The following is a 24,257-nucleotide window of genomic DNA, read 5'->3' as shown; positions in this document are numbered from 1 at the left end:
AACCGCCTGTATTACATCGCTTTTTTTGTTAATTCGATTACACGAAGTTTTGCAATCGCTTTAGACAATTCAGCAGATGCCTGAGCATAGTCAACATCACCGTGAGAATTACGGATGTGTTCTTCAGCTTTACGCTTAGATTCCAACGCCTTAGCTTCATCCAAATCTTTACCACGGATCGCAGTGTCAGCCAGCACGATAACGCCGCTCGGTTGTACCTCAAGGATACCACCAGAAAGGTAAATGACCTCTTCTTCACCGAACTGCTTAACAATACGTACCATGCCAGGTTTTATGGCAGTCAGTAGCGGAGCATGTCCCGGGTAAATACCCAGCTCACCTTCACTACCTGTCACCTGAATTTTCTGCACCAAACCTTCAAACATCTGGTTCTCAGCACTGACAACATTCAGATGGTAAGTCATCGCAGCCATGTCAACCTCCGGTCAGCCGTATTAAAGTTTCTTCGCTTTTTCCACAGCTTCTTCGATGGTGCCAACCATGTAGAACGCCTGTTCTGGCAAGTGGTCATAGTCGCCGTCTAAGATACCTTTAAAGCCACGGATAGTGTCTTTCAAGGAAACGAATTTACCTGGTGAACCTGTAAAGACCTCTGCAACGAAGAATGGCTGAGACAGGAAGCGCTGGATCTTACGAGCACGCGCAACTACCAGCTTATCGTCTTCTGACAGTTCATCCATACCCAAGATAGCGATAATATCTTTCAGTTCCTGATAACGTTGCAGGATAGACTGAACGCCGCGAGCAACGTTATAGTGCTCTTGACCAACAACCAGTGGATCGAGCTGACGGCTGGTCGAATCCAACGGATCAACCGCAGGGTAAATACCCAAAGAAGCGATCTGGCGGCTAAGTACTACGGTCGCGTCCAAGTGGGCGAAAGTCGTCGCCGGAGATGGGTCAGTTAAGTCATCCGCAGGTACATAAACTGCCTGTACGGAGGTAATAGAGCCGGTTTTGGTAGAAGTAATACGTTCTTGCAGAACACCCATTTCTTCCGCCAGAGTTGGCTGATAACCTACCGCAGATGGCATACGACCAAGCAGTGCGGATACTTCAGTACCTGCCAAAGTATAACGATAGATGTTATCAACAAATAGCAGAACATCGCGGCCTTCATCACGGAACTTTTCAGCCATTGTCAGACCAGTCAACGCAACACGCAGACGGTTTCCTGGCGGCTCGTTCATCTGACCATATACCAGAGATACTTTATCCAGTACGTTAGAGTCCGTCATTTCGTGGTAGAAGTCGTTACCTTCACGGGTACGCTCACCTACACCGGCAAATACAGAGTAACCCGAATGCTCAATAGCAATGTTACGGATCAACTCCATCATGTTTACGGTTTTACCTACACCCGCACCACCAAACAGACCAACTTTACCACCCTTAGCGAATGGGCAAATTAGGTCCATTACCTTAATACCGGTTTCCAGTAGTTCTTGAGAGTTAGATAACTCTTCATAGCTTGGAGCCGGACGATGAATGGCCCAACGCTCTTCTTCACCGATATCGCCTTTCATGTCGATTGGTTCACCCAATACGTTCATGATACGACCCAATGTCGCTTTACCAACCGGAACTTCAATTGGGTGGCCTAAATCAGTGACACTTAAACCACGGCTTAAGCCATCAGAAGTACCCATTGCAATACAACGAACAACGCCGCCGCCCAACTGCTGCTGAACTTCCAGCACCAGCTTAGCTTCGCCGTTTTGAACCTCAAGAGCATCGTATACTTTTGGTACGGTATCTTGAGGGAATTCGACGTCCACCACGGCGCCGATTACCTGGATAATCTTTCCAGTAGCCATCTTGAATCCTCTACGTAATTCATAAACCTAGCTGTTAAACCGCGGAAGCGCCCGAGACAATCTCGGTCAGCTCCTGAGTTATGCTGGCCTGACGAGCTTTGTTATAAACCAACTGCAACTCTTTGATCAGGCTGCCACCATTATCAGTTGCGGCTTTCATCGCCACCATTCGTGCGGCCTGTTCACTAGCCAGGTTTTCAACGACGCCCTGATAAACCTGCGATTCTACATAACGACGCAGCAATATATCCAGCAACGCCTTAGGATCAGGTTCGTATAAATAATCCCAGGATTTCTTCTTCAGTGTCTCATCATCTCCGGCAGGCAGAGGTAATAACTGAGTAATAGTCGGTTCCTGGGACATTGTATTGATGAACTTGTTTGTCACCACATACAATTTATCCAGACGCCCCTCATCGTATGCCCGCAGCATGATATTCACTGGCCCGATCAATTCGGATAGTGAAGGGTTATCTCCCATGCCTGTTACCTGAGCAACAACGTTGCCCCCAACAGAAGCAAAGAAAGAGGTAGCCTTAGAGCCGATAAGCGCCAGATCACACTGGACACCTTTATCAGACCAATCTTTCATTTCTGAAAGCAGTTTTTTGAACAGATTAGTGTTCAAACCACCGCACAAGCCACGATCGGTAGAAACAACCAGATACCCAACACGTTTGGTTTCACGTTCTTCAAGGTATGGATGTTTATATTCCAGATTACCTAACGCAAGGTGACCAATCACATTGCGTATGGTTTCTGCATAAGGACGGCTGGCCGCCATGCGATCCTGCGTTTTACGCATTTTGGACGCTGCAACCATCTCCATCGCTTTAGTGATTTTTTGCGTGTTTTGCACGCTGGCGATCTTGGTACGTATCTCTTTTGCGCCGGCCATTCCTGATTCTCCTCATTAACCAGACGGCCCATGTTTAATTAAACCGGGCCGAATAGTGTTACCAGGACTGAGTTGCCTTGAAGGAATCCAGCAGAGCTTTTAGCTTTGCTTCGATCTCTTCATTGTAACCACCAGACTGGTCAATCTCTTTTAGAAGATCAGCATGTTCACGGTTGGCATATGCAAGCAACGCAGATTCGAAATCAATAACCTTAGCAATTTCGATATCTTCCAGATAACCACGTTCCGCAGAAAACAGAGACAACGACTGCTGTGCAACAGACATTGGGGCATATTGTTTCTGTTTCAGCAATTCAGTTACTTTTTGACCATGATCCAACTGCTTACGGGTTGCATCATCAAGGTCGGAAGCAAACTGAGAAAATGCTGCCAGTTCACGATATTGAGCCAGAGCAGTACGAATGCCCCCAGACAATTTCTTAACGATTTTAGTCTGAGCAGCGCCACCCACACGGGATACGGAAATCCCTGGGTTAACTGCTGGACGAATACCCGCATTGAACAAACTAGATTCCAAGAAAATCTGACCATCAGTAATTGAAATAACGTTTGTCGGTACGAATGCTGATACGTCGCCTGCCTGAGTTTCAATGATAGGCAGGGCCGTCAGAGAACCGGTTTTACCTTTCACTTCACCATTGGTGAATTTTTCCACATATTCAGCATTAACACGTGCCGCACGTTCCAGCAAACGAGAGTGCAGATAGAAAACGTCACCTGGGAATGCTTCACGTCCTGGCGGACGACGGAGCAACAGAGAAATTTGACGATAAGCTACAGCCTGCTTAGACAAATCATCGTAAACAATCAGCGCATCTTCACCGCGATCACGGAAGTATTCGCCCATTGCACAACCCGAATATGGCGCCAGGTATTGTAATGCCGCAGATTCTGAAGCAGTCGCAACAACCACAATAGTATTGGCAAGAGCACCATGCTCCTCTAACTTACGAACAACGTTCGCGATAGTAGAAGCTTTCTGACCAACCGCGACATAGACACATTTTATGCCTGAGTCACGCTGGTTAATGATTGCGTCAATAGCCAGTGCTGTTTTACCCGTCTGACGGTCACCGATAATCAGTTCACGTTGACCACGACCAATAGGGATCATAGCATCAACGGATTTATAACCAGTTTGTACCGGCTGATCAACAGATTGACGGTCGATAACACCTGGAGCAATCATTTCAACAGCAGAGAAACCATCATGCTCAACAGGGCCTTTACCATCAATTGGCTCACCCAACGTGTTTACTACACGACCAAGCAGGCCACGACCAACAGGTACTTCAAGAATACGGCCAGTACATTTAACCTTCATACCTTCTGCTAAGTCAGCATACGGGCCCATCACAACCGCACCTACGGAGTCACGCTCCAAGTTCAATGCGATTGCATAACGATTGCCAGGCAGTGCGATCATCTCACCCTGCATAACTTCGGCTAAACCGTGAATACGAATGATACCGTCGTTAACGGATACAATCGTACCTTCATTGTGAGCTTCACTCACTACATTGAACTGAGCAATGCGCTGCTTGATCAGTTCGCTGATTTCGGTGGAATTCAGTTGCATATGCTCCAGTCCCCTTAAGACTGCAAGACGTCTGTTAAGCGATCTAAACGGCCACGAATACTACCATCGATCACCAAATCACCTGCGCGGACAACCACACCAGCAATAACAGACTTATCAATTTTGCAATTCAGCTTAACTTTGCGTGACAGACGTTTTTCCATCGCTACAGCAATTTTAGTCAGCTGTTGTTCTCTCAGTTCGGCGGCAGAAATTACTTCAACATCAACGGTTGATTCAAGTGATGCACGCAATTGAATAAATTGCTGCAAAACTTCCGGTAACGCCAGTAAGCGACCGTTCTCTGCCATAACACGAATAAAGTTCTGAGCATGTTCATCGACCTGTTCACCGCAAATTGCGATAAAGGTATTAGCTAATGTTTCCGATGCCAATGAACCGGAAAGCAGCTCGCCAACTTGCTCATTACGAGTCACTTCAGCCGTGAACGCCAGCATATTCTGCCATTGTTCAAGCGATTGTTTTTCCACAGCAAAGTCAAAAGCTGCTTTGGCGTAGGGGCGAGCTACAGTAGCGAATTCAGACATGCCCCTCCCTCCTTACAGTTCAGCGACCAGTTTATCAACGATGTCGCTATTAGCAGCTTCATCCACGGAACGTTCGATGATTTTCTCGGCACCTGCGATAGCCAACATAGCGACCTGCTTACGCAACTCTTCCCGAGCACGCTTACGTTCGGCATCAATTTCTGCCTGAGCTTGCGTTACGATTCTGTTACGTTCCTGCTCAGCTTCCGCTTTTGCATCATCAAGGATCTGGGCTTTTTGTTTATTAGCCTGTTCAATGATGACCTGAGCTTCCGCTTTCGCTTTCTTCATTTGGTCGGTCGCATTGGCTTGCGCTAAGTCCAGGTCCTTTTTGGCACGTTCTGCAGAAGATAAACCGTCAGCAATTTCTTTTTGACGTTTTTCTATGGCCGCCATGATCGGTGGCCATACGAACTTCATACAGAACATAACAAACAAGACAAACGCAATGGCCTGGCCGAGGATTGTTGCATTAATATTCACAGCACAATACCTCTTTTAAAATTAATGAGTTGACGTAGTTTCAGATTATTTCCACAAACTACGCGACAGCAAACATTACGTACAAGCCAAGGCCCACAGCAATCATTGGGATGGCGTCAACCAGACCCATAACGATAAAGAACTGTGTACGCAGAAGAGGGATTAAATCTGGCTGACGAGCAGCGCCTTCCAAAAATTTACCTCCGAGGATGCCGATACCGATCGCAGCACCGATTGCCGCTAGGCCCATCATTACAGCGGCAGCCATGTACAGCAGATCCATATTCAGGTTTTCCATGACAGTCTCCAGTTTGTTTCAGTTAAAACACAGTTAGTTATTGTGGTAAAAAATTAATGTTCTTCAGACGCCATCGACAGATAAACAATCGTCAGAACCATGAAAATAAAGGCTTGTAACGTAATAATCAGTATGTGGAAAATAGCCCAAGGCAGGCTGAGTAACCACTGCGACCACCACGGTAACAGACCAGCTATAAGAATAAAGATCAATTCACCCGCATACATGTTACCAAACAGTCGCAGACCGAGTGATACCGGTTTTGAAAGCAGGCTAACTCCTTCCAGAATTAAGTTAATTGGAATGAATAGCGGATGATTAAAAGGCTGTAAAGTCAGCTCCTTTGTAAAACCACTAATCCCTTTCATCTTAATGCTGTAGTAGAGGATGAGGACAAAGACACCAATAGCCATCGACAAGGTAATACTGACATCTGCTGTTGGCACGACACGCAGAGCCGGTAAACCAAAGAAATGCTCACCGATATAAGGGAGAAAATCGATTGGCAATAAGTCCATCACGTTCATTAATAACACCCAAACGAACACTGTCAGTGCCAAAGGGGCAATAACTTTGCTCTTCCCGTGATACATATCACGAACGCTGTTATCAACAAAACCCATGATCAATTCTATAGCAGTCTGAAGTTTGCCAGGTACGCCACTGGTGGCATTAACCGCAACCTTTCTGAATACATACAGAAATAAGATCCCTAATACGACTGAGAAAAAAAGCGAGTCAATGTTCAACGTCCAGAACGTTGCAGAACCACCAGAGTTGGGATCGACCAACTCAAAGGTACGTAGGTCCAACTGAAGGTTATTCAGGTGGTGGCCTATGTAGTCCCTTGCAGTTGAAACTTCTCCTGATGCAGACATGATGCCTCTTACCCTTTTATTGTTGAAAACCTAACCGTTTATCACAGCAGGTGCGATGATTTGCACAATCAGCACCGCTAAATAAGTTAAACCTAGTGGTGCAAACGCCGCTTTAAACACGCCTAAAGCAACAACCAGCACAGCTATTGTAATAATAACTTTCAACCCTTCGCCAACAGCGAAAGACCATGCAATACGTACAGGAACCTCTTCTTCTTTTGCTTTTTGAAAACTGGCAAACAGCATAAATATGGCATTAGGTAACCAACATGCTAGCCCACCAGCAAAAGCAGAAGCGCCCCATTCTATACTTTTGGTACAAAAAGCCACACTGAGAACAACAAAAGTCATTAACTGCAAAAAAAGCAGCTTCAGTGCAATTTTACCGCTGTAAAGGGATACAGACATGACTTTTGTTTTCTCCCCTTGCACGTCTTGCATATCAGGTTTTGCTAAATGTTGTATAAAACTGCCTTTGCTTAAGAGTGTCAAGTGACAAAAACGTGCAAATTATACGGGCCGCCAAAATGAATTCAATCCATAAGTAGCGAAAAGGTGAACAATTATTTAAATTTTTTATTTTGGCGCCAGATTGCAAGCTAATGATTGTACTGATTTCTTGTTTTTAATCATTTCATACATTTCGGACTTAAACGTGACTTAAATCACATAAATTTTTCATTTGTTAATTATCTTTAACATTCACAGTTAATAAAAATAAAACAAATTAATAATAAAATCAATTCGTTAATTTAATTTCATACAAAAGCGTGATTATATTATTGACTTAAATCACCTAGCTAATTTCTGGCTAGTTAAAAAAGTGAATCTGATGAAAAAACGCTTTATTTGATTTTAAAAGGTTCAACTATCTTAATATCAAGATAACGTTATTTTTGTGTAATAACTCGGTAAATTAAAGCTGAAACGAGGCAAACCATAATTAATGATGCTGATTACAGTACAATTGTGCTCAACATCACTAATTATTTATAACTTTATTGACAAATAACAAAATCAGTTTGATTTAAGGATAACCAAATGACGTTGCCCTTCCAGTTCAGGAACATCTAATTTAATAACCGAATCAACGGAAATTCCAAGAGGCAACATAGTCAGTTCCTCTTCTGGAAGCACACCTTTAAGCGCGTAGAAACGCCCATGAATAGGCTTAGGCAAATGACTGCACCAAGAGACCATATCTTGTAACGACGCAAAAGCACGGCTTACTACGCCATCAAAAGGTGGCTCAGAAGAATATGCTTCAACTCTACTTTGTACTGGTTCGATATTTACCAAATTAAGTTCATGCTGAACCTGACGCAAAAATCTCACCCTTTTACCTAAACTATCCAATAACGTGAAGTGAGAATCGGGACGAACAATAGCTAACGGGATACCAGGCAATCCCGGGCCTGTTCCCACATCGATAAAACGATGACCTTGCAAATAAGGACTGACAACAATGCTGTCCACGATATGACGTACCAACATTTGTTCCGGATCACGTACTGATGTGAGATTGTAAGCTTTATTCCACTTATTGAGCATGTCAACATAGGCTACAAGTTGTTGCTTCTGCTGTAGTGACAGCTCTATTCCTGCTTTGGTCAGCAGCAATTCTAGTTTGTTAAGCACAATTAAAATCCTCTCAGGCACTGCGGCGCAATAATCCTTGTTTTTTCAACCACACAAGTAAAATTGAAATTGCAGCAGGTGTTACCCCTGAAATACGAGAAGCCTGACCAATTGAACTTGGCTTATGATCATTGAGTTTAGCGACAACTTCATTGGAAAGACCACTGATTTGACGGTAATCAAGATCAACCGGTAATGATGTGTTTTCATTACGTAGCTGCTTTTCGATTTCTTCTTGCTGGCGTGCAATATATCCCTCGTATTTGACTTGAATTTCAACCTGATCAGCAGCTTGTGGTTCTTCAAGTCCCGGAGAAAACAGGGGTAATGAGGTTAAAAGTTCATAGTTCATTTCAGGACGACGCAGTAGATCTTCACCATTAGCCTCTTTCGACAATGGCATTTTCAATATATTGTTTATGTCATCAAGATTATTTGAATTAGGGTGAATCCAAATATTACGTAAACGCTGACGTTCCTGTTCAACCATTTCGACTTTATGGCAATAATGTTCCCAGCGTGAATCATCTACCAACCCTAATTCACGGCCTTTTTCTGTTAAGCGCAGGTCTGCATTATCTTCACGTAGCATCAAACGATACTCAGCTCGGGAAGTAAACATACGGTATGGTTCTTTAGTCCCTAAAGTACATAAATCGTCAACTAAAACGCCAATATAAGCTTGATCACGGCGAGGGAACCAACCTTCTTCTTCTGAAGCATGACGAGCTGCGTTAAGGCCAGCCAAGAGTCCTTGAGCAGCAGCTTCTTCATAGCCCGTGGTGCCATTAATTTGCCCAGCAAAGAATAGACCGTGGATAAATTTACTTTCTAGTGTTTGTTTCAGATCTCTTGGATCGAAGAAATCGTATTCTATTGCATAACCAGGACGAATAATGCAAGCATTTTCCATTCCTTTCATGGAGTGAACAATTTGCATCTGCACGTCAAATGGCAAGCTGGTAGAAATACCATTTGGATAGATTTCATTACTAGTCAGTCCTTCCGGCTCAAGGAAAATCTGGTGAGCGTTACGATCTGCGAAACGCATCACTTTATCTTCGATTGAAGGACAGTAGCGTGGACCGATCCCTTCAATGATCCCTGCATACATTGGGCTACGATCCAAATTATTTCGGATCACATCGTGAGTTTTTTCATTCGTATGAGTGATGTAGCACGGTATTTGTTGTGGATGTTGCTTCACACTTCCAAGGAAAGAGAATACCGGCGTTGGGTTATCACCTAGTTGTTGTGTTAACTGACTAAAATCAATAGTTCTGGCGTCAATGCGTGGTGGCGTTCCTGTTTTTAATCTGTTTACACGTAAAGGTAATTCACGTAAGCGTTGTGCCAACGAAATTGCAGGAGGATCACCAGCCCTTCCACCACTGTAATTTTCCAGACCAATGTGGATCTTACCGTCAAGAAATGTTCCTACGGTTAGAACAACAGCTTTGGCTCTGAATTTAAGCCCCATGCGTGTTACTGCGCCAGTAACTGTGTCATTTTCAACAATGAGATCTTCTACAGGTTGTTGGAAAATCATCAGATTAGGTTGATTCTCCAATGCCATGCGCACAGCTTGGCGATAGAGAACTCTATCCGCTTGAGCTCGTGTTGCACGAACTGCTGGCCCTTTACTGGCATTCAAAGTTCTAAATTGGATACCCGCTTGATCAGTGGCTTTAGCCATTAAACCACCAAGCGCATCAATTTCTTTAACCAGATGTCCTTTACCGATCCCGCCAATAGCTGGGTTACATGACATTTGGCCCAAAGTGTCAATATTGTGGGTCAGTAATAAGGTTTGACGGCCCATACGAGCGGCTGCCATAGCAGCTTCAGTACCGGCATGGCCACCACCGATAATGATGACGTCAAATTGTTCTGGATAAAACATGGTGATGAACCTTTTGTTATAAGAATGCTCAGTGTTGCATTAGGGAAGAGAATTCTACTCAAGTTTTAGCGATAGACCAAGTAGGTGAGATCACCGGTAATTAAAAGAAGATCTTTTTTATTTAAAGATCTGTTTATTAGATCTTTTATTAGGATCATGATCTTTTGTGGATAAGTTATTTTTCCTTAGAAAGATCATAAAGCTGCAAAGGATCATTTGTTGTGAATGATCCGTGATCCCACAAGGTATAAACTGGGATCTAAATCGGTGGTTATTCACAAGGCGATCATTGTCAGAGAGTTATACTATGGATAACTACGGGTTAACCCCGGGTTTTTAGATAAGTTATCCACAATCGTTTGCTGTTTTTTTGTTCTTATTAGAGTAGCTTTGCCCAATTTTTGACCCATTCTTCCGCGGGATCTTCGGGGATCTCGTGTTGTTGAATATCAATTTCCAGACGATCACCGAGGCGTTTAGCTCCGTTTTCTATTAATAATTGGTCAAATGATCTTATTGCACCGCAAAAAGTATCGTATTCAGAACTACCAAGGCCAACAGCGCCAAACGTTACCTTGTGGAGATCAGGTTTTTGTTCAGAAATTTCTGCGGCCAATGGTTGTATATTTTCCGGCAATTCTCCTGCTCCATGTGTGGATGTGACGACTAGCCAGATCCCTTCCTGAGGGAGTTCATCTAAAGAGGGGCCATGTAGCATTTCAGTGGAGAAGCCTGCATCTTCCAAAATTTCAGCCATATGTTCAGCTACGTATTCAGCACTGCCCATTGTGCTACCGCTGATTAAGGTAATAGTGGCCATAGTGATCCCAACAGATTTCAAGAGCCGCTATTGTACGCTGTGAATCTGTTGGGATCTACCTGTGGATAATGTGGTTATAACAAATTTTATTTTATGGCTTGATTGTCCGCATGATCGGGTTTTGTAAGGAGATTAGGGTTTCTGTTGATTGAATTTCATCGATAGTCTGTATTTTGTTGATAAGTACATCTTGAAGGGATTCAATTGAACGGCACATAACTTTAATAAAGATGCTGTAGTGGCCTGTTGTGTAGTAAACCTCAACTACTTCATCCAGGTTGTCTAGTTTTTTCAGGGCTGATGGATAATCTTTAGCACTTTTAAGAATAATGCCAATAAAGCAACACACATCATAACCAAGTTGTTTCGTGCTGATATCTACTCTGGTGCCGGTGATGATTCCCGCTTGCTTCATTTTTTCCACACGAACGTGAATTGTTCCTGGGCTGACCGCAAATTTCTTTGCTAGTTCGGCATAAGGTGTACGTGCGTTGTCCATTAAGGCGTGAAGTATGTCACGGTCTAAATTGTCGATCTGATAAATTTCTGCCATTTTCAGCCCCATTTTTTAATGAATTTTCATTTTTTGCATCTTAAAAATGAATTTTATGAATCATAATGGCTATTTTTATTAAAGTATATTGAATTTATCCATCGTTTTATTGCTTAATGTTTCCAACAGGACATCAGGGCTACCTAAAAAATTAGAGAATAACATTATGAAAAAGTCGTTTATTGAAAAGCAGCAACAAATCAGTTTCGTGAAATCCTACTTTTCCCGTTTGCTGGAAAGCAAACTGGGTCTGATTGAAGTACAAGGGCCAATCCTAAGTTGTTTGGGAGATGGTATTCAGGACAACTTGTCTGGTCATGAAAAAGCTGTTCAGGTAAAAGTAAAAACTTTACCGGATTCAACTTTCGAAGTAGTGCATTCATTGGCTAAATGGAAACGTAAGACACTGGGACGTTTTGGCTTTCAGCCTGAACAAGGGCTTTATACTCACATGAAAGCATTGCGTCCGGATGAGGATCGCTTAACGCCAATCCACTCTGTTTATGTTGATCAATGGGATTGGGAAAAAGTGATGGGAGATGGGCAACGCTCACTTGCTTATCTTAAACAGACAGTAGGTAAAATTTACGAAGCAATAAAAGAAACAGAAAAAGCTGTCAGTAAAGAGTTTGGTCTGGCGCCGTTCCTGCCAGATCAAATTCACTTTGTCCATAGTGAAACGCTTCTGAGCCGTTATCCGGATCTGGACGCAAAAGGTCGTGAACGTGCTATTGCTAAAGAATTGGGTGCTGTCTTCCTCATAGGTATTGGTGCGAAATTATCTGATGGTCAATCTCATGATGTGCGTGCGCCTGATTATGACGACTGGACGACGCCAAACTGCGATGGTTTTTTTGGTCTAAACGGCGACATCATTGTCTGGAACCCTGTTTTGGAAGATGCGTTTGAGATCTCTTCTATGGGCATCCGTGTTGATGCAGAAGCACTGGAGCGTCAGTTAGCACTGACTGGTGATGAAAAGCGTTTACAATATGATTGGCATCAGGCGTTACTCAAAGGTGACATGCCACAATCGATTGGTGGTGGTATTGGTCAATCTCGTTTAGTGATGTTACTGCTGCAAATGAAGCACATCGGTCAGGTTCAGTGCAGTATCTGGTCACCAGAAGTACGCGAAACTGTAGAAGATATGCTTTGATTCAATTAGTGACGCCATTTTCGCAGTAAACGACTTTTAAGTCCGGTATCAAAGCGCCAGATATGATCGAATATCTGCATAATATCTGGCTTACCATATTGGGACATGGAGACCGCATGGAAGCGGTGTTGCTGATGCAGTTGCAGATTTTTTATCTGATGGATTAGTGAGTCCGGCAGGCGCTGGGCAATGAAATCTGAGATAACAACAGCATCAGCGTCTTTCCAACGTTGTTCTTTCATTTTTTCTATTGTGCTTGTCAGACAGAAAGCGAGATCTGTTCCTCCTTTGAAAGTCTGGCTGAGAAAACGAATAGCTTGCTCCAGACCATCTGGTGAGGATAGTTCATAGTGCACAATTTCTGTCGTAAATAGCATGATATGACAGTTGCGATTATCAGCTAAAGCAATGCGTAACAGTGCCAGACAAAAAGCTTTGGCGCATTTTTCATTAAATCTCCCCATAGAACCGGAAGTATCTACACAAATAATAAATGGTCCTCGAGGTTTTTCTTCCTGGCTATAATGAGTGACTGGCCGTAATGTTGTTTTTTCTTGCCAGTTATCACCTTGTAATCGATAGGTCAGGAGTTTTTTTTCCACTAATTTGCGATAAAACTCATATTCCAGATCTTCAATTCCTAATATCGCCAATTCTATTGGCAGTAGGCGTAGAATATCATCACTTTGTCCGATTCCATTTACCTGTTCAGGAACGGTATCAGGTGTTCGTTCGATTGTGGTAAATGGTTCGAAAAAATGATTTTCCTGTGGTTTTGATTTTACAGATTGGCTGCGTCCGAGTAATTGAGCTAATTTTTCCAGTTCCGGCTGTTGGCGAAGAAATTCGCTATAGCGAATCAATAACTGTTTATCATTTGGGAGATGATTTAACTGACTTTTACTCATGTCCCATAATCGCCCTGCCGCCCTATCATTTTCACTAAAAATAGGATCAAGATTACCGCTTAGTGCCAGCCTTTGTTGCAGTTCTGCCAGTAATTGCTCTTTTTCTTGTTCCAGCAATTGTTTATGGAAGGTTGTGGTCTGTAGGATCAAACTCATCCTCCATTGTTGAATAAATAGGGCTTGCAGTGTATTTGAATCAGCAATGGTGTTGGTTGCGAGTTTCTGTGCTTCTTCACTAAAAGGGGATTCAATTCGGTTCAGAATTTCTAAAATATCGGGAAGCTTAAGGTAAAAATGATTTGTATTGGCAGAGAGCAATTGTTGATATAACTGAAATTCTTCTGCCAGAGTTGCAGGAATGAGCGCTTCTTTAATCCTTTGTTGTAAATCGAGTTTCCAACCAGGGATATCTTTTAGTAGCGCACGTTTCAAACGAGGATATTTTTCAAAAAAGATAGCTAACTGAGGTGAAGCTAGAAGCGTTAATATGATCTCTTCTATCATCTCTCCTTCATTTATTGATAGTAAAAGATCAAGGGTTGTCAGACTAATCATTTAATTAGTTGCCCATTTTAATTTTCAATTGATTAATTTTATCGGCTAACTGGATAAAGCTTTGCTCTATCGTAGCAAGCCAATGACTTTCAATAAACAGACATGGTTGATGGTGATTAAACAATTGGTGTTGGCGATGGATTTCTTGATTAATTTTTTCCAATCTTTCCAGCCACTCGTTGTTTTCTTCATTTTGCTGATGCTGGCGGTCTGGTAAATATAGCGTGGATGAACGACGGCTGATATCAAAAATCTCTGGCTGGTGTGTTGAATTAATTTCGGCTGCTATATTTTGTGGGAAACCAATACCATTCAGACGAGCTGATAGTTCTCCGCCTTTGTTTATCCAGTTATTCAGCGCTTTTTTATCCAATTCAATGAAATTAACTTTAATATCATGGAGATGAAGAGGTGTGTGTAGGAATAAAATTAATTTTTCTTCATTGATATGATCGGGTAGCGAATATTGTATTTTATGTCCAAACAGACTAGTTTGTTTTTCCAGCTTTAACGCTTGTTGATCATTTTTATTCTGACTGGCTTGAGTCCATTGATGATAGAGCGAATCAATTTGTTGAGATAATACTCTTTGCTGATATGCCTGTTCGGTCATGATAGTATTCAGGTACCGAGGTAGTAATTTAAAAGAGTGAAGATCATGCCACAAACAATCTTTCAGCAATATTAAGTCAATAGGGGATATCTCTTTTCTACCATTAAAGAAAGCACTGGCTTGTAATAAATGAATGGCTTTCTTCCAGCGTCGATCTGAAATGTAAGGTGAATGTTCTGCCGTATCAAGTTGCTGGCGTAGATGATAGATAATATCAAAACAACTATCTGGTAGAACTACTTTATCAATCTCCTTTTGCCATTGATGAAATTCTTCACTTGTGATCTGAATGTCTACTGGGACAGGGTTATCATTTTCATTTTTGTGGCTAGTGAGTAACGCTCGGAAATTCTTTTTTTCTTGAATTTTGTCCAACCAGATACGAATTAGCATTCTGTCATAGAGAGCTTCCAGGCTGTTATCTGCTTCAGGCAGCTCATTGGATGCTGTTACAAGTAATCGCATTGGAATTTTCTCTTCTGTATCGCCATTTCTGAATTTTCTTTCATTAATTGCGGTCAGTAGGGTATTAAGAATTGCTGGACCGGCTTTCCATATTTCATCAAGGAAGACAATTTCGGTTTCAGGTAAATATCCGTTAGTTAGACGTTGGTAACGTCCTTCTTCTTTCAATGCCTGAATAGAAAGAGGACCGAAAATTTCTTCAGGAGTTGAAAAGCGAGTCATCAGATATTCAAATGCTCTGGCATCACGAAACGCAAATTTCAATCGTCGGGCTATCAGGCTTTTTGCGATACCAGGAGGACCGAGTAGAAAAACACTTTCCCCACACAATGCCGCTAGCAAACATAAACGAATAGTCTGTTGTCTTTCATACAGACCACTTTCCAGATAGTGACTTAAGCAAACTATTTTTTCTGCTAACAACATAATTCGTACCAATATTATCTGTTGGATTAGATGAAACCTAATTGGCCTTCTCCATAGATTTTAATCATTATTTGTTGATGTAGACAATATTTACCTTAAAAATCGATTCAGCGTCAAATATTCAATAAGTTAGCATTTGTTTTCGTTTCTTTCATTATCGAAACGTTTCGATAGTGATCACACTTTTGTATCACTAATGTTGTATTTTAAATATTACTTTCTATATTACTAAATAGCGAAACGTTTCGCTAATGGAATAAAAAAATGAAAAAAGGCGTATTACTTAATTCTGAAATTTCAGCCGTAATTTCTCAGCTAGGGCATGCTGACCAGATTACAATTGGTGATGCTGGATTACCAATTCCTTCTTTAGCCCAGCGGATTGATTTAGCGCTAACCCAGGGAATTCCTAGTTTTATATCCGTTCTTAATGTTGTTACACACGAAATGCAGATTGAAGCTGCATTTTTAGCTGAGGAGATCATTGACCATAATCCTTTGATACATCAATTAATATTGACTCAAATTAAAGAGCTTGAGAAACAGCAAGGGAATTCAATTACTGTAGACTATATTAGTCATAATATGTTGAAAGAGAAAACAGAACATAGCCGAGCGGTGATTCGCACAGGAGAGCATTCTCCTTATGCCAATATTATCCTTTGTGCTGGCGTGACTTTCTGAGGTGATTATGCAGCCTGTACTGGAACTAAAAGGAATTAGTAAATCTTTTCCTGGTGTCAAAGCATTATCTGGCGCGGCACTACGTGTTTACTCGGGTAAAGTGATGGCACTGGTAGGGGAGAATGGTGCAGGTAAATCCACTATGATGAAAGTGTTGACTGGGATATATACCAGAGATACAGGCACGGTTCATTACCTGGGAAAAGAAGTAATTTTTTCTGGTCCTAGATCCTCTCAGGAAGCGGGGATTGGGATTATCCATCAGGAATTAAATCTTATTCCCCAACTGACTATTGCTGAAAATATTTTCCTGGGACGCGAATTTGTTAATAAATTCGGTGCGATTGATTGGAGAAAAATGTATCTGGAAGCAGATCACCTGTTAAAAAAATTGAATCTGAGTTACAGCAGTCACCGTTTAGTCGCTGAACTTTCTATCGGTGATCAACAAATGGTTGAAATTGCTAAGGTACTGAGTTTTAAATCCAAAGTTATCATTATGGATGAGCCAACTGATGCGCTGACCGATACAGAAACTGAATCATTATTTAGTGTAATACATGAACTAAAATCTCAGGGATGCGGTATTGTTTATATCTCCCATCGTTTGAAAGAAATTTTTGAAATTTGCGATGATGTGACGGTATTCCGTGATGGACAATTTATTGGTGAAAAGCCGGTAAAAGAGTTAAAAGAAGAAGCTCTGATTGAAATGATGGTTGGGCGAAAACTGGAAGATCAATATCCTCGCCTGAATTTACCTCGGGGTAAAAAACGACTTGAAGTTAAGCAGATTTCTGGCCCCGGTGTGACAAACGCTAGTTTTTCCCTTTATAGCGGGGAAATTTTGGGTATATCAGGGCTGATGGGGGCTGGTCGCACTGAATTGATGAAAATTATTTATGGTGCGTTGCCGAAAACTCAAGGACAAATCACACTGGATGGAACACCCATTGTAATTCGTAACCCTCAAGATGGGCTAGCTTGTGGGATTGTGTATATTTCAGAAGATCGTAAACATGATGGTTTAGTTTTGGGAATGTCAATTAAAGAGAATATGTCTCTTACTGCCTTACGTTATTTCAGTAACCGGTTAGGGGGTCTTAATCATAAAGAAGAACAGAGTGCAGTTAGTGACTTTATTAAATTGTTTAGTATCAAGACACCTTCAATGGGACAAACTATTGATTTGCTTTCTGGTGGTAATCAGCAAAAAGTAGCCATTGCCCGTGGATTAATAACCAGACCAAAAGTTCTTATTCTGGATGAACCTACACGTGGTGTAGATGTTGGCGCAAAAAAAGAAATTTATCAGTTAATTAATCAGTTCAAGAAAGAAGGGCTAAGTATTATTCTCGTTTCTTCTGAAATGCCAGAAGTGATGGGAATGAGTGACCGTATTTTGGTTATGTGTGAAGGCCAGATCAGCGGAGAATTTTTTGCTGAACAGGTAACTCAAGAAGTTTTGATGGCGGCGGCTGTAGGCAAACAATATGGAGCAATTCAGGGGTAATTCAGTATGAATTCTAATATATCACCGACGTTTAAACGTTGGTTTACTAAAGAGTGGTTACTGAAACAAAAGTCACTGATTGCATTGTTAGTGCTGATAGCAGTAGTTTCTTCTCTTAGCCAAAATTTTTTCACTTTAAATAATTTGTTTAATATTCTGCAACAAACATCAGTCAATGCCATTATGGCCGTTGGGATGACATTAGTTATTCTGACATCGGGTATTGACCTGTCTGTTGGTTCATTGCTTGCGTTAACAGGTGCAATAGCTGCTTCATTGGTTGGTACGGAAGTTAATGCTCTGGTGGCTATCGTGAGTGCTTTGGCTTTAGGTGCTGCAATTGGTGCTTGTACAGGAATAATAATTGCTAAAGGTAAAGTACAGGCCTTTATTGCCACTCTAGTCATGATGTTATTACTTCGTGGAATAACCCGTGTCTATACTGATGGTAGCCCAATAAATACAGGATTCAGTGATAACGCAGATCTGTTTGGTTGGTTTGGTATCGGTCGTCCACTGGGAGTTCCTACTCCAGTATGGCTGATGTTGATAGTTTTTATTATCGCATGGTATATCCTGCATCACACTCGCTTAGGTCGTTATATTTATGCCTTGGGGGGGAATGAATCGGCTACCCGTTTATCTGGTATCAATATCGATAAAATTAAAATTATCGTTTACTCCTTATGCGGTTTACTGACGGCATTGGCAAGTATTATTGAAGTCGCTCGTCTTTCTTCTGCTCAACCTATGGCGGGAGGCGGTTATGAATTAGATGCTATTGCTGCCGTAGTACTGGGAGGAACCCGCCTGGCTGGTGGTAAGGGATTAATTATTGGTACTCTGATTGGTGCGCTAATTCTCGGTTTTTTAAACAATGGCTTAAACTTATTAGGTATTTCTTCTAACTATCAGATGATTGTTAAAGCAATTGTAATATTGTTGGCAGTTCTGGTTGATAACAAAAGTGGTAAATAACCTCACCCTACAGGAAATAACACGATGAAAGTGAAGAAATTAGTAACAATTTTATCTGCTGTTGCGCTAAGTATGACTGTAAGTGTAAATGCATTGGCGAAAGACACTATCGCGTTAGTCATTTCTACACTGAATAATCCATTCTTTGTCACAATGAAGGATAGCGCTCAAAAGGAGGCGGATAAGTTGGGCTATGACCTAATTGTGTTGGATTCTCAGGATAATCCAGCGAAAGAATTAGCTAATGTTCAGGATTTGACAGTACGTGGTACGAAACTCATGTTAATTAACCCGACTGACTCCGATGCTGTTGGTAATGCCATTATGATGGCTAACAATGCCAAAATTCCGGTCATTACTCTAGATCGGATAGCGAATAAAGGTGCTGTTATCAGTCATATTGCTTCTGATAACCGCTTGGGGGGTAAAATAGCGGGTGATTTTATCGCCGAGAAACTGGGGAATGAAGCCAAAATTATTCAGTTGGAAGGTATTGCCGGCACTTCTGCCGCCCGTGAACGTGGTGAGGGGTTTAATAAGGTAGCACAGGAACATAAATTCAATGTGCTGGCTAGTCAGCCTGCTGATTTCGATCGTACCAAAGGACTGAATGTTATGCAGAACTTACTGACGGCTCATCCGGCTGTACAAGCTGTATTTGCTCAGAATGATGAGATGGCGTTAGGTGCCTTACGTGCTTTACAGACCGCAGGTAAAAGCGATGTATTAGTTGTTGGTTTTGATGGTACTGGAGATGGTATCAAAGCTGTTCAAAGTGGAAAACTGGGAGCGACGATCGCTCAGCGGCCTGATCAAATTGGTATCGTTGGTGTTCAGACTGCAAATAAAGTGCTGAGAGGCGAAAAAGTTGAAGCCGTCATCCCCGTGGAATTGGAGTTAGTTATTAAAAAATAAATCGGTATTTATGCCGTTACTCATTGATGGTGGTGACGGCATAATTGAAAAGGAATAAATGTAATGAGTACAGCAAAACTTGCGGTGCTTGGCAGCATTAATGCTGACCATATTTTGAATCTTAAGTCATTCCCTCGTCCGGGGGAAACGGTGATCGGGGAGCAATATCAGGTTGCTTTTGGTGGTAAAGGTGCTAATCAGGCGGTAGCAGCAGGCCGCAGTGGTGCTGACATTACATTTATAGCTTGTGTTGGTGAGGACGATATTGGTTTTCGCATCTATCAGCAATTAGCAAAGGATAATATTAAAACTTCTGGCATTGAAGTGATTAAAGGAGAAACAACGGGTGTAGCGTTGATTTTCGTTAATCAGCAAGGTGAAAACGTTATTGGTATCAATGCTGGTGCTAATGCAGCGTTGACACCGGAATATTTCTATCGCTATCAAAATATTATTGAAGAAGCTGATGCATTATTAATGCAACTTGAGTCTCCATTGGAAACAGTACAACTTGCTGCAACAATAGCTAAACAAAATAATACAAAAATAATACTCAATCCGGCGCCGGCCCAAAAATTATCTGATCAATTGCTTTCGCTGGTGGATATCATTACACCGAATGAAACTGAAGCGGAGTACCTCACTGGAATTAAAGTAGAAAATGATTTAGATGCGGAAAATGCGGCTCGAATACTGCATGATAAAGGTATTGAAACGGTAATTATCACATTAGGTAGCCGTGGTGTATGGTTGAGTGAAAGAGGTCAAAAAGGAAAAATTGTTCCGGGATTTAAAGTTAACGTTGTAGATACTGTTGCGGCAGGAGATACTTTCAATGGTGCGCTGGTGACAGCTTTGTTGGAAAGAAAATCCATGTTATCTGCCATACGATTTGCTCATTCTGCTGCTGCAATAGCGGTAACACGTCAGGGCGCTCAGCCTTCTGTCCCGTGGCGAAATGAAATTGATGCATTTTTAACTGAACAGGACTAACTGTGGCTACAATGAAAGATGTTGCTCGTTTTGCAGGCGTTTCTACATCGACTGTATCTCATGTTATTAATAATAATCGTTATGTCAGTGATGGTGTGAAAAAGAAAGTTAATGATGCAATTGAGCAATTGAATTATGCGCCATCAGCGCTTGCACGAAGTCTTAAGATCAAGCAAACCAAAACCATTGGTATGCTGGTGACAACCAGTAATAATCCTTTTTATGCTGAAATTGTAAGAGGGGTTGAACGAAGCTGTTATGAGCGTGGTTATAGCCTTATCTTGTGTAATACAGAGGGGGATGCCAAACGAATGGATTACAGCATGGAAACTTTGCTGCAAAAGCGAGTAGATGGGGTGCTGATTATGTGTACTGAAAATCAACACAGCTCCTGTGATGTTTTGCGTCGTTATCCTCCTTTACCGATGGTTATGATGGATTGGTCTCCATTTGATATTGTCAGCGATATTATTCAGGACAACTCCTTGTTGGGGGGTGAGATAGCGACTAATCACCTTATTAGCTGTGGTTTTAAAAAAATAGCTTGTATTGCGGGTCCACAAGATAAAACACCTGCTAATCATCGATTGAAGGGATATAGAAAGGCAATGGCGAATGCTGGCCTTATTATTCCTGACGGATATGAAATTTATAGTGATTTTGAATTTGCTGGTGGTTTTAAATCAATGCAGAGATTACTACAACATCCAGAACCGCCAGAAGCTGTTTTTGCCGGAAATGATGCAATGGCTGTTGGCGCTTATCAGGCTCTGTACCAAGCAGGGCTTTCTATACCGGATGATATTTCCATCATAGGTTATGATGATATCGACCTTGCTCCTTATATGATCCCACCGTTGACAACCATTCATCAGCCAAAAGATAAATTAGGAAAGCTAGCTGTTGATACTTTGCTTTATCGGATGAATAACCCAGAAAGTGATCCTAAATTATTAGTATTAACTCCGACACTGATTGAGCGTAGCTCAGTTTCTCGTACTTAGGTGTTCTTTTTCTTGATCATGTTATCTCCATCTTCCTTATGTAATAGCAGGAAGGTGGACGAAGAGAGTAAAGTGATTATTCCTACGGTAATAAAAGTGTTGTGGAAGCTATCAATGGTTGTTCCATAATGTATGGATTCATAGAAACGAAGAATAGCGGCACTTACCGCAACACCGAAGCTAATAGATAACTGCTGAGTTACAGCTAATAAACTATTTCCTGAACTGGCATTATTATCGGTCAGATCAGCAAGAGTAATAGTATTCATCGAAGTAAATTGAATGGATACAGCCATGCCCAGTAAGAATAGTGGAATAGACAGAAGGACAGCGGACATTTCTGGTGATTGCAGTGAAAATTGAGAAATCATTAATCCAATAATGATTGTTATGCTAACCAGCGTCTTACGATATCCAAAGCGAGTTAATACATTAGTAACGAAAGATTTGGCTATAACAGAACCAATAGCTGTTGGCGCCATCATCATTCCGGCAATGACTGCTGAATAGCCAAATCCAACTTGTAGCATCAAAGGCATTAGGAAAGGAATGCACCCAGTTCCCAAGCGTGTAACAATATTACCTATAATACCGATAGAGAATGTACGAACACGGAATAATTTCAGACTAATAAGGGGTTGGGTCTGTCTTCTGGCATGCATTAGATAACCAAATAATATCATAAAACCACCGACCATCATTGTCAGAGGTATATAACCTGGTAACGTACTCTCCCCTAGTAAATCTAAACTGACAGAAACCATTATTAAACTCAGGCCAAAAAGTATAAAACCGAAAAAGTCAAACGAACGTTTTGGCATTGTAAAATTAGGCATATGTTTTTTAGCATAAATAATTCCCAATAAACCGATCGGAATATTGATAATAAATATCCAGTGCCAGGTAGCATAAGTGACTAATAACCCACCGAGCATAGGACCAAGAATTGGCCCTACTAACCCGGGCATGGTGACAAAATTCATAACGGGTAGAAGTTCGCTGCGTGGGTATGCACGTAATAAAGCAAGGCGAGCAACCGGCATCATCATTGCGCCACCAATTCCTTGAATTACACGGGAAGCAACTAGGAAAGCTAAATTACCTGACAAAGCACAGGCAAGAGAGCCTAAAGAAAACAAGGATACAGCAAACATAAATACCCGGCGGGTACCGAAACGATCTGCTAACCAGCCGCTGACTGGAATTAGCAAAGCAACAGTCAGAGTATAGCTGACAACAGCAGATTGCATCGCCAGAGGTGAATGTTTGAGGCTTTCAGCAATAGCGGGCAATGCTGTGTTGAGAATTGTTGCATCTAAAGCTTGCATAAAGAAAGCTATTGCAGCAATCCAGGGTAGCCCCGCCATATTACGAGCGGTTTTTACCATTAATAATCCTACTTATTTTATCTAGTTAATGTTTGGTTAGATATTAATCTAATACACTACTATATAAGATCATTCGCGCTCTGTTAATAACTTTTGGCAAGCGAGAAGTGCACTGTGACTGTCACCTTGGATGATAGAATTAACAATTGTTTTATGAGCTTCCAGTTGTACAACTTGATCGGAAATAATAGCTTCAAAGTAGTTCTGGTAAACTAGATGAAATAAATTGGCAAAAGAGCATAAGAGTGGATTTCCACAAGATTTGTAAATAGTATAGTGAAACTGGTAATCAATCTCTATCCATTTTTCCCGGTTAAAATTTACTTTTAGTAGATACATTTCATCTATTACCTGTAAGAGCTGCTTCCTTTGTTTTTGTGTGGCATTTTGTGCAGCAAGAAAGCAAGCTTGTGGCTCTATTGCTAATCTTACTATATGGAAATGTTCAACCACTTGGTTAAGGTTGTCACGACTCATCCACCACTTTAATAAATCCTGATCAAGGAAATTCCAATGAATGGTTGGCATGATTCGAGTACCAATACGTGGGCGAGGTAATAGCATACCTTTGGCTGCAAGTATTTTTATTGCTTCACGAACAGAGGTTCTGCTGACGTTAAATTGTTCAGCGAGTTCTATTTCACCAGGAAGGATAGTTTCAGCTTTATATTCACCAGATAAAATCTGTTGTCCGATTTTTTCAGCTAGAAGATAAGAAAGGTTTTTCTGGGAAGCTTTTCTTTGTTCTTTAAATTGCATAGTGGATTTGAACCCTTTCCCGTATTTGTCTACTTAATAGTACCTTAGTTTGGGAATAATTATTGTCGACGCCATCAATCTTGTATAAAAAAAACGCAAAAATGCAGGTTTTGTTGAAAAAATCTGCGAATGGCAGTTTTTTTTCAATAAATACTTGCCAGCGTCAAAGAACTCCCTATAATGCGCCACCACTGACCGACACAACGCTGATAAACATTGTGAGGTCAGGCAGAAGGAAAGCGAATAAGCGCTTGACTCTGCGGGCGAAAAGCGTAATATACGCAGCCCGGCTGAGCGAGAATGTTATTTTTTGATTCAGCCTGCTCTTTAACAATTAATCAGACAATCTGTGTGGGCACTCACAAGACCGTATCACAAAAAAATACGTTTTAAAGTCTTGAAGAGTGAACAACAGTTAATTCATTACGAACTAATTAGTC

Annotated in this window: 24 protein-coding genes; 7 read left to right on the top strand and 17 right to left on the bottom strand. The window is 41.5% G+C overall.

Translation table 11 applies throughout. The features are described 5' to 3' along the window. Positions 1–11 precede the first annotated feature (11 nt). The 13 genes from EAE92_RS16610 to asnC all read right to left on the bottom strand — a co-directional run bounded on the left by EAE92_RS16610 (position 12) and on the right by asnC (position 11,457). A complete protein-coding gene (locus EAE92_RS16610; RefSeq protein ID WP_065388794.1) occupies positions 12–434 on the bottom strand; it encodes a F0F1 ATP synthase subunit epsilon in 423 nt (140 codons plus the stop codon). A 21-nt stretch (positions 435–455) separates the two neighbouring features. Beyond that, the gene (atpD, locus tag EAE92_RS16605) at positions 456–1,838 is read right to left on the bottom strand and encodes a F0F1 ATP synthase subunit beta (protein ID WP_011144453.1); all 1,383 of its coding nucleotides are present in this window, start codon (positions 1,836–1,838) and stop codon (positions 456–458) included. A gap of 34 nt (positions 1,839–1,872) precedes the next feature. After that, entirely contained in the window at positions 1,873–2,736 is an 864-nt protein-coding gene (gene atpG / locus EAE92_RS16600; protein WP_036814819.1) for a F0F1 ATP synthase subunit gamma, read from the bottom strand. A gap of 58 nt (positions 2,737–2,794) precedes the next feature. Then, complete coding sequence (gene atpA, locus EAE92_RS16595) at positions 2,795–4,336, bottom strand: F0F1 ATP synthase subunit alpha (protein WP_036814820.1); 1,542 nt, start codon at positions 4,334–4,336, stop codon at positions 2,795–2,797. Positions 4,337–4,350: 14 nt separating this feature from the next. Then, positions 4,351–4,884 carry a F0F1 ATP synthase subunit delta gene (gene atpH, locus EAE92_RS16590; RefSeq protein ID WP_036782026.1) on the bottom strand — a complete coding sequence of 178 codons (534 nt, stop codon included), beginning with the start codon at positions 4,882–4,884 and terminating at the stop codon, positions 4,351–4,353. Between the two features lie 12 nt (positions 4,885–4,896). Continuing rightward, positions 4,897–5,367 carry a F0F1 ATP synthase subunit B gene (gene atpF / locus EAE92_RS16585; RefSeq protein WP_036782028.1) on the bottom strand — a complete coding sequence of 157 codons (471 nt, stop codon included), beginning with the start codon at positions 5,365–5,367 and terminating at the stop codon, positions 4,897–4,899. A gap of 58 nt (positions 5,368–5,425) precedes the next feature. Further along, entirely contained in the window at positions 5,426–5,665 is a 240-nt protein-coding gene (gene atpE / locus EAE92_RS16580) for a F0F1 ATP synthase subunit C (RefSeq protein WP_000429386.1), read from the bottom strand. 53 nt (positions 5,666–5,718) lie between these two features. Next, positions 5,719–6,543 (bottom strand): F0F1 ATP synthase subunit A, encoded by an 825-nt coding sequence (gene atpB / locus EAE92_RS16575; protein WP_036772331.1) that lies wholly within the window; start codon positions 6,541–6,543, stop codon positions 5,719–5,721. Between the two features lie 30 nt (positions 6,544–6,573). Continuing rightward, complete coding sequence (gene atpI / locus EAE92_RS16570; RefSeq protein WP_036814862.1) at positions 6,574–6,951, bottom strand: F0F1 ATP synthase subunit I; 378 nt, start codon at positions 6,949–6,951, stop codon at positions 6,574–6,576. A gap of 609 nt (positions 6,952–7,560) precedes the next feature. Further along, entirely contained in the window at positions 7,561–8,181 is a 621-nt protein-coding gene (gene rsmG / locus EAE92_RS16565; RefSeq protein WP_214068888.1) for a 16S rRNA (guanine(527)-N(7))-methyltransferase RsmG, read from the bottom strand. A 13-nt stretch (positions 8,182–8,194) separates the two neighbouring features. After that, positions 8,195–10,084, bottom strand: a complete 1,890-nt coding sequence (gene mnmG, locus EAE92_RS16560; protein WP_214068887.1) for a tRNA uridine-5-carboxymethylaminomethyl(34) synthesis enzyme MnmG — start codon at positions 10,082–10,084, stop codon at positions 8,195–8,197. A gap of 379 nt (positions 10,085–10,463) precedes the next feature. After that, the gene (gene mioC, locus EAE92_RS16555; RefSeq protein ID WP_214068886.1) at positions 10,464–10,904 is read right to left on the bottom strand and encodes an FMN-binding protein MioC; all 441 of its coding nucleotides are present in this window, start codon (positions 10,902–10,904) and stop codon (positions 10,464–10,466) included. Positions 10,905–10,995: 91 nt separating this feature from the next. After that, positions 10,996–11,457, bottom strand: coding sequence for a transcriptional regulator AsnC (gene asnC / locus EAE92_RS16550; protein ID WP_011144463.1), 462 nt, complete (start codon positions 11,455–11,457; stop codon positions 10,996–10,998). Positions 11,458–11,623: 166 nt separating this feature from the next. On the opposite strand from asnC, the gene asnA reads away from it, so the two are divergent. Next, positions 11,624–12,616, top strand: coding sequence for an aspartate--ammonia ligase (gene asnA / locus EAE92_RS16545; RefSeq protein WP_214068885.1), 993 nt, complete (start codon positions 11,624–11,626; stop codon positions 12,614–12,616). Between the two features lie 5 nt (positions 12,617–12,621). On the opposite strand, the gene viaA is transcribed toward asnA, so the two are convergent. Both viaA and ravA read right to left on the bottom strand, forming a co-directional pair. Further along, on the bottom strand, positions 12,622–14,079 hold the full coding sequence (gene viaA / locus EAE92_RS16540; protein WP_214068884.1) for an ATPase RavA stimulator ViaA: 1,458 nt from the start codon (positions 14,077–14,079) through the stop codon (positions 12,622–12,624). A gap of 4 nt (positions 14,080–14,083) precedes the next feature. Further along, positions 14,084–15,583 (bottom strand): ATPase RavA, encoded by a 1,500-nt coding sequence (gene ravA, locus EAE92_RS16535; RefSeq protein ID WP_214068883.1) that lies wholly within the window; start codon positions 15,581–15,583, stop codon positions 14,084–14,086. A gap of 264 nt (positions 15,584–15,847) precedes the next feature. Here ravA and rbsD point away from each other — a divergent pair, with 264 nt between their 5' ends. The 6 genes from rbsD (at position 15,848) to rbsR (ending at position 21,670) form a co-directional block, all read left to right on the top strand. Continuing rightward, a complete protein-coding gene (gene rbsD / locus EAE92_RS16530) occupies positions 15,848–16,267 on the top strand; it encodes a D-ribose pyranase (protein WP_036782045.1) in 420 nt (139 codons plus the stop codon). 7 nt (positions 16,268–16,274) lie between these two features. Beyond that, entirely contained in the window at positions 16,275–17,780 is a 1,506-nt protein-coding gene (gene rbsA / locus EAE92_RS16525) for a ribose ABC transporter ATP-binding protein RbsA (RefSeq protein WP_214068882.1), read from the top strand. A 6-nt stretch (positions 17,781–17,786) separates the two neighbouring features. Then, entirely contained in the window at positions 17,787–18,758 is a 972-nt protein-coding gene (rbsC, locus tag EAE92_RS16520; RefSeq protein ID WP_214068881.1) for a ribose ABC transporter permease, read from the top strand. A 24-nt stretch (positions 18,759–18,782) separates the two neighbouring features. After that, complete coding sequence (gene rbsB, locus EAE92_RS16515; protein ID WP_214068880.1) at positions 18,783–19,673, top strand: ribose ABC transporter substrate-binding protein RbsB; 891 nt, start codon at positions 18,783–18,785, stop codon at positions 19,671–19,673. A 63-nt stretch (positions 19,674–19,736) separates the two neighbouring features. Continuing rightward, a complete protein-coding gene (rbsK, locus tag EAE92_RS16510) occupies positions 19,737–20,666 on the top strand; it encodes a ribokinase (RefSeq protein ID WP_214068879.1) in 930 nt (309 codons plus the stop codon). 2 nt (positions 20,667–20,668) lie between these two features. Beyond that, complete coding sequence (rbsR, locus tag EAE92_RS16505) at positions 20,669–21,670, top strand: ribose operon transcriptional repressor RbsR (protein ID WP_040148583.1); 1,002 nt, start codon at positions 20,669–20,671, stop codon at positions 21,668–21,670. On the opposite strand, the gene mdtD is transcribed toward rbsR, so the two are convergent. Both mdtD and EAE92_RS16495 read right to left on the bottom strand, forming a co-directional pair. After that, entirely contained in the window at positions 21,667–23,058 is a 1,392-nt protein-coding gene (gene mdtD / locus EAE92_RS16500; RefSeq protein WP_046396714.1) for a multidrug transporter subunit MdtD, read from the bottom strand. The genes rbsR and mdtD overlap by 4 nt on opposite strands. A gap of 69 nt (positions 23,059–23,127) precedes the next feature. Further along, positions 23,128–23,817 (bottom strand): FadR/GntR family transcriptional regulator, encoded by a 690-nt coding sequence (locus tag EAE92_RS16495; protein ID WP_214068878.1) that lies wholly within the window; start codon positions 23,815–23,817, stop codon positions 23,128–23,130. Between the last annotated feature and the right edge of the window lie 440 nt (positions 23,818–24,257).

The organism is Photorhabdus hainanensis, assembly GCF_018448965.1.
GTDB classification, from domain to species: domain Bacteria; phylum Pseudomonadota; class Gammaproteobacteria; order Enterobacterales; family Enterobacteriaceae; genus Photorhabdus; species Photorhabdus akhurstii.
The sequence above is the reverse complement of the archived record's forward strand: the minus strand, read 5'-3'. Positions and strand labels throughout refer to the sequence as shown.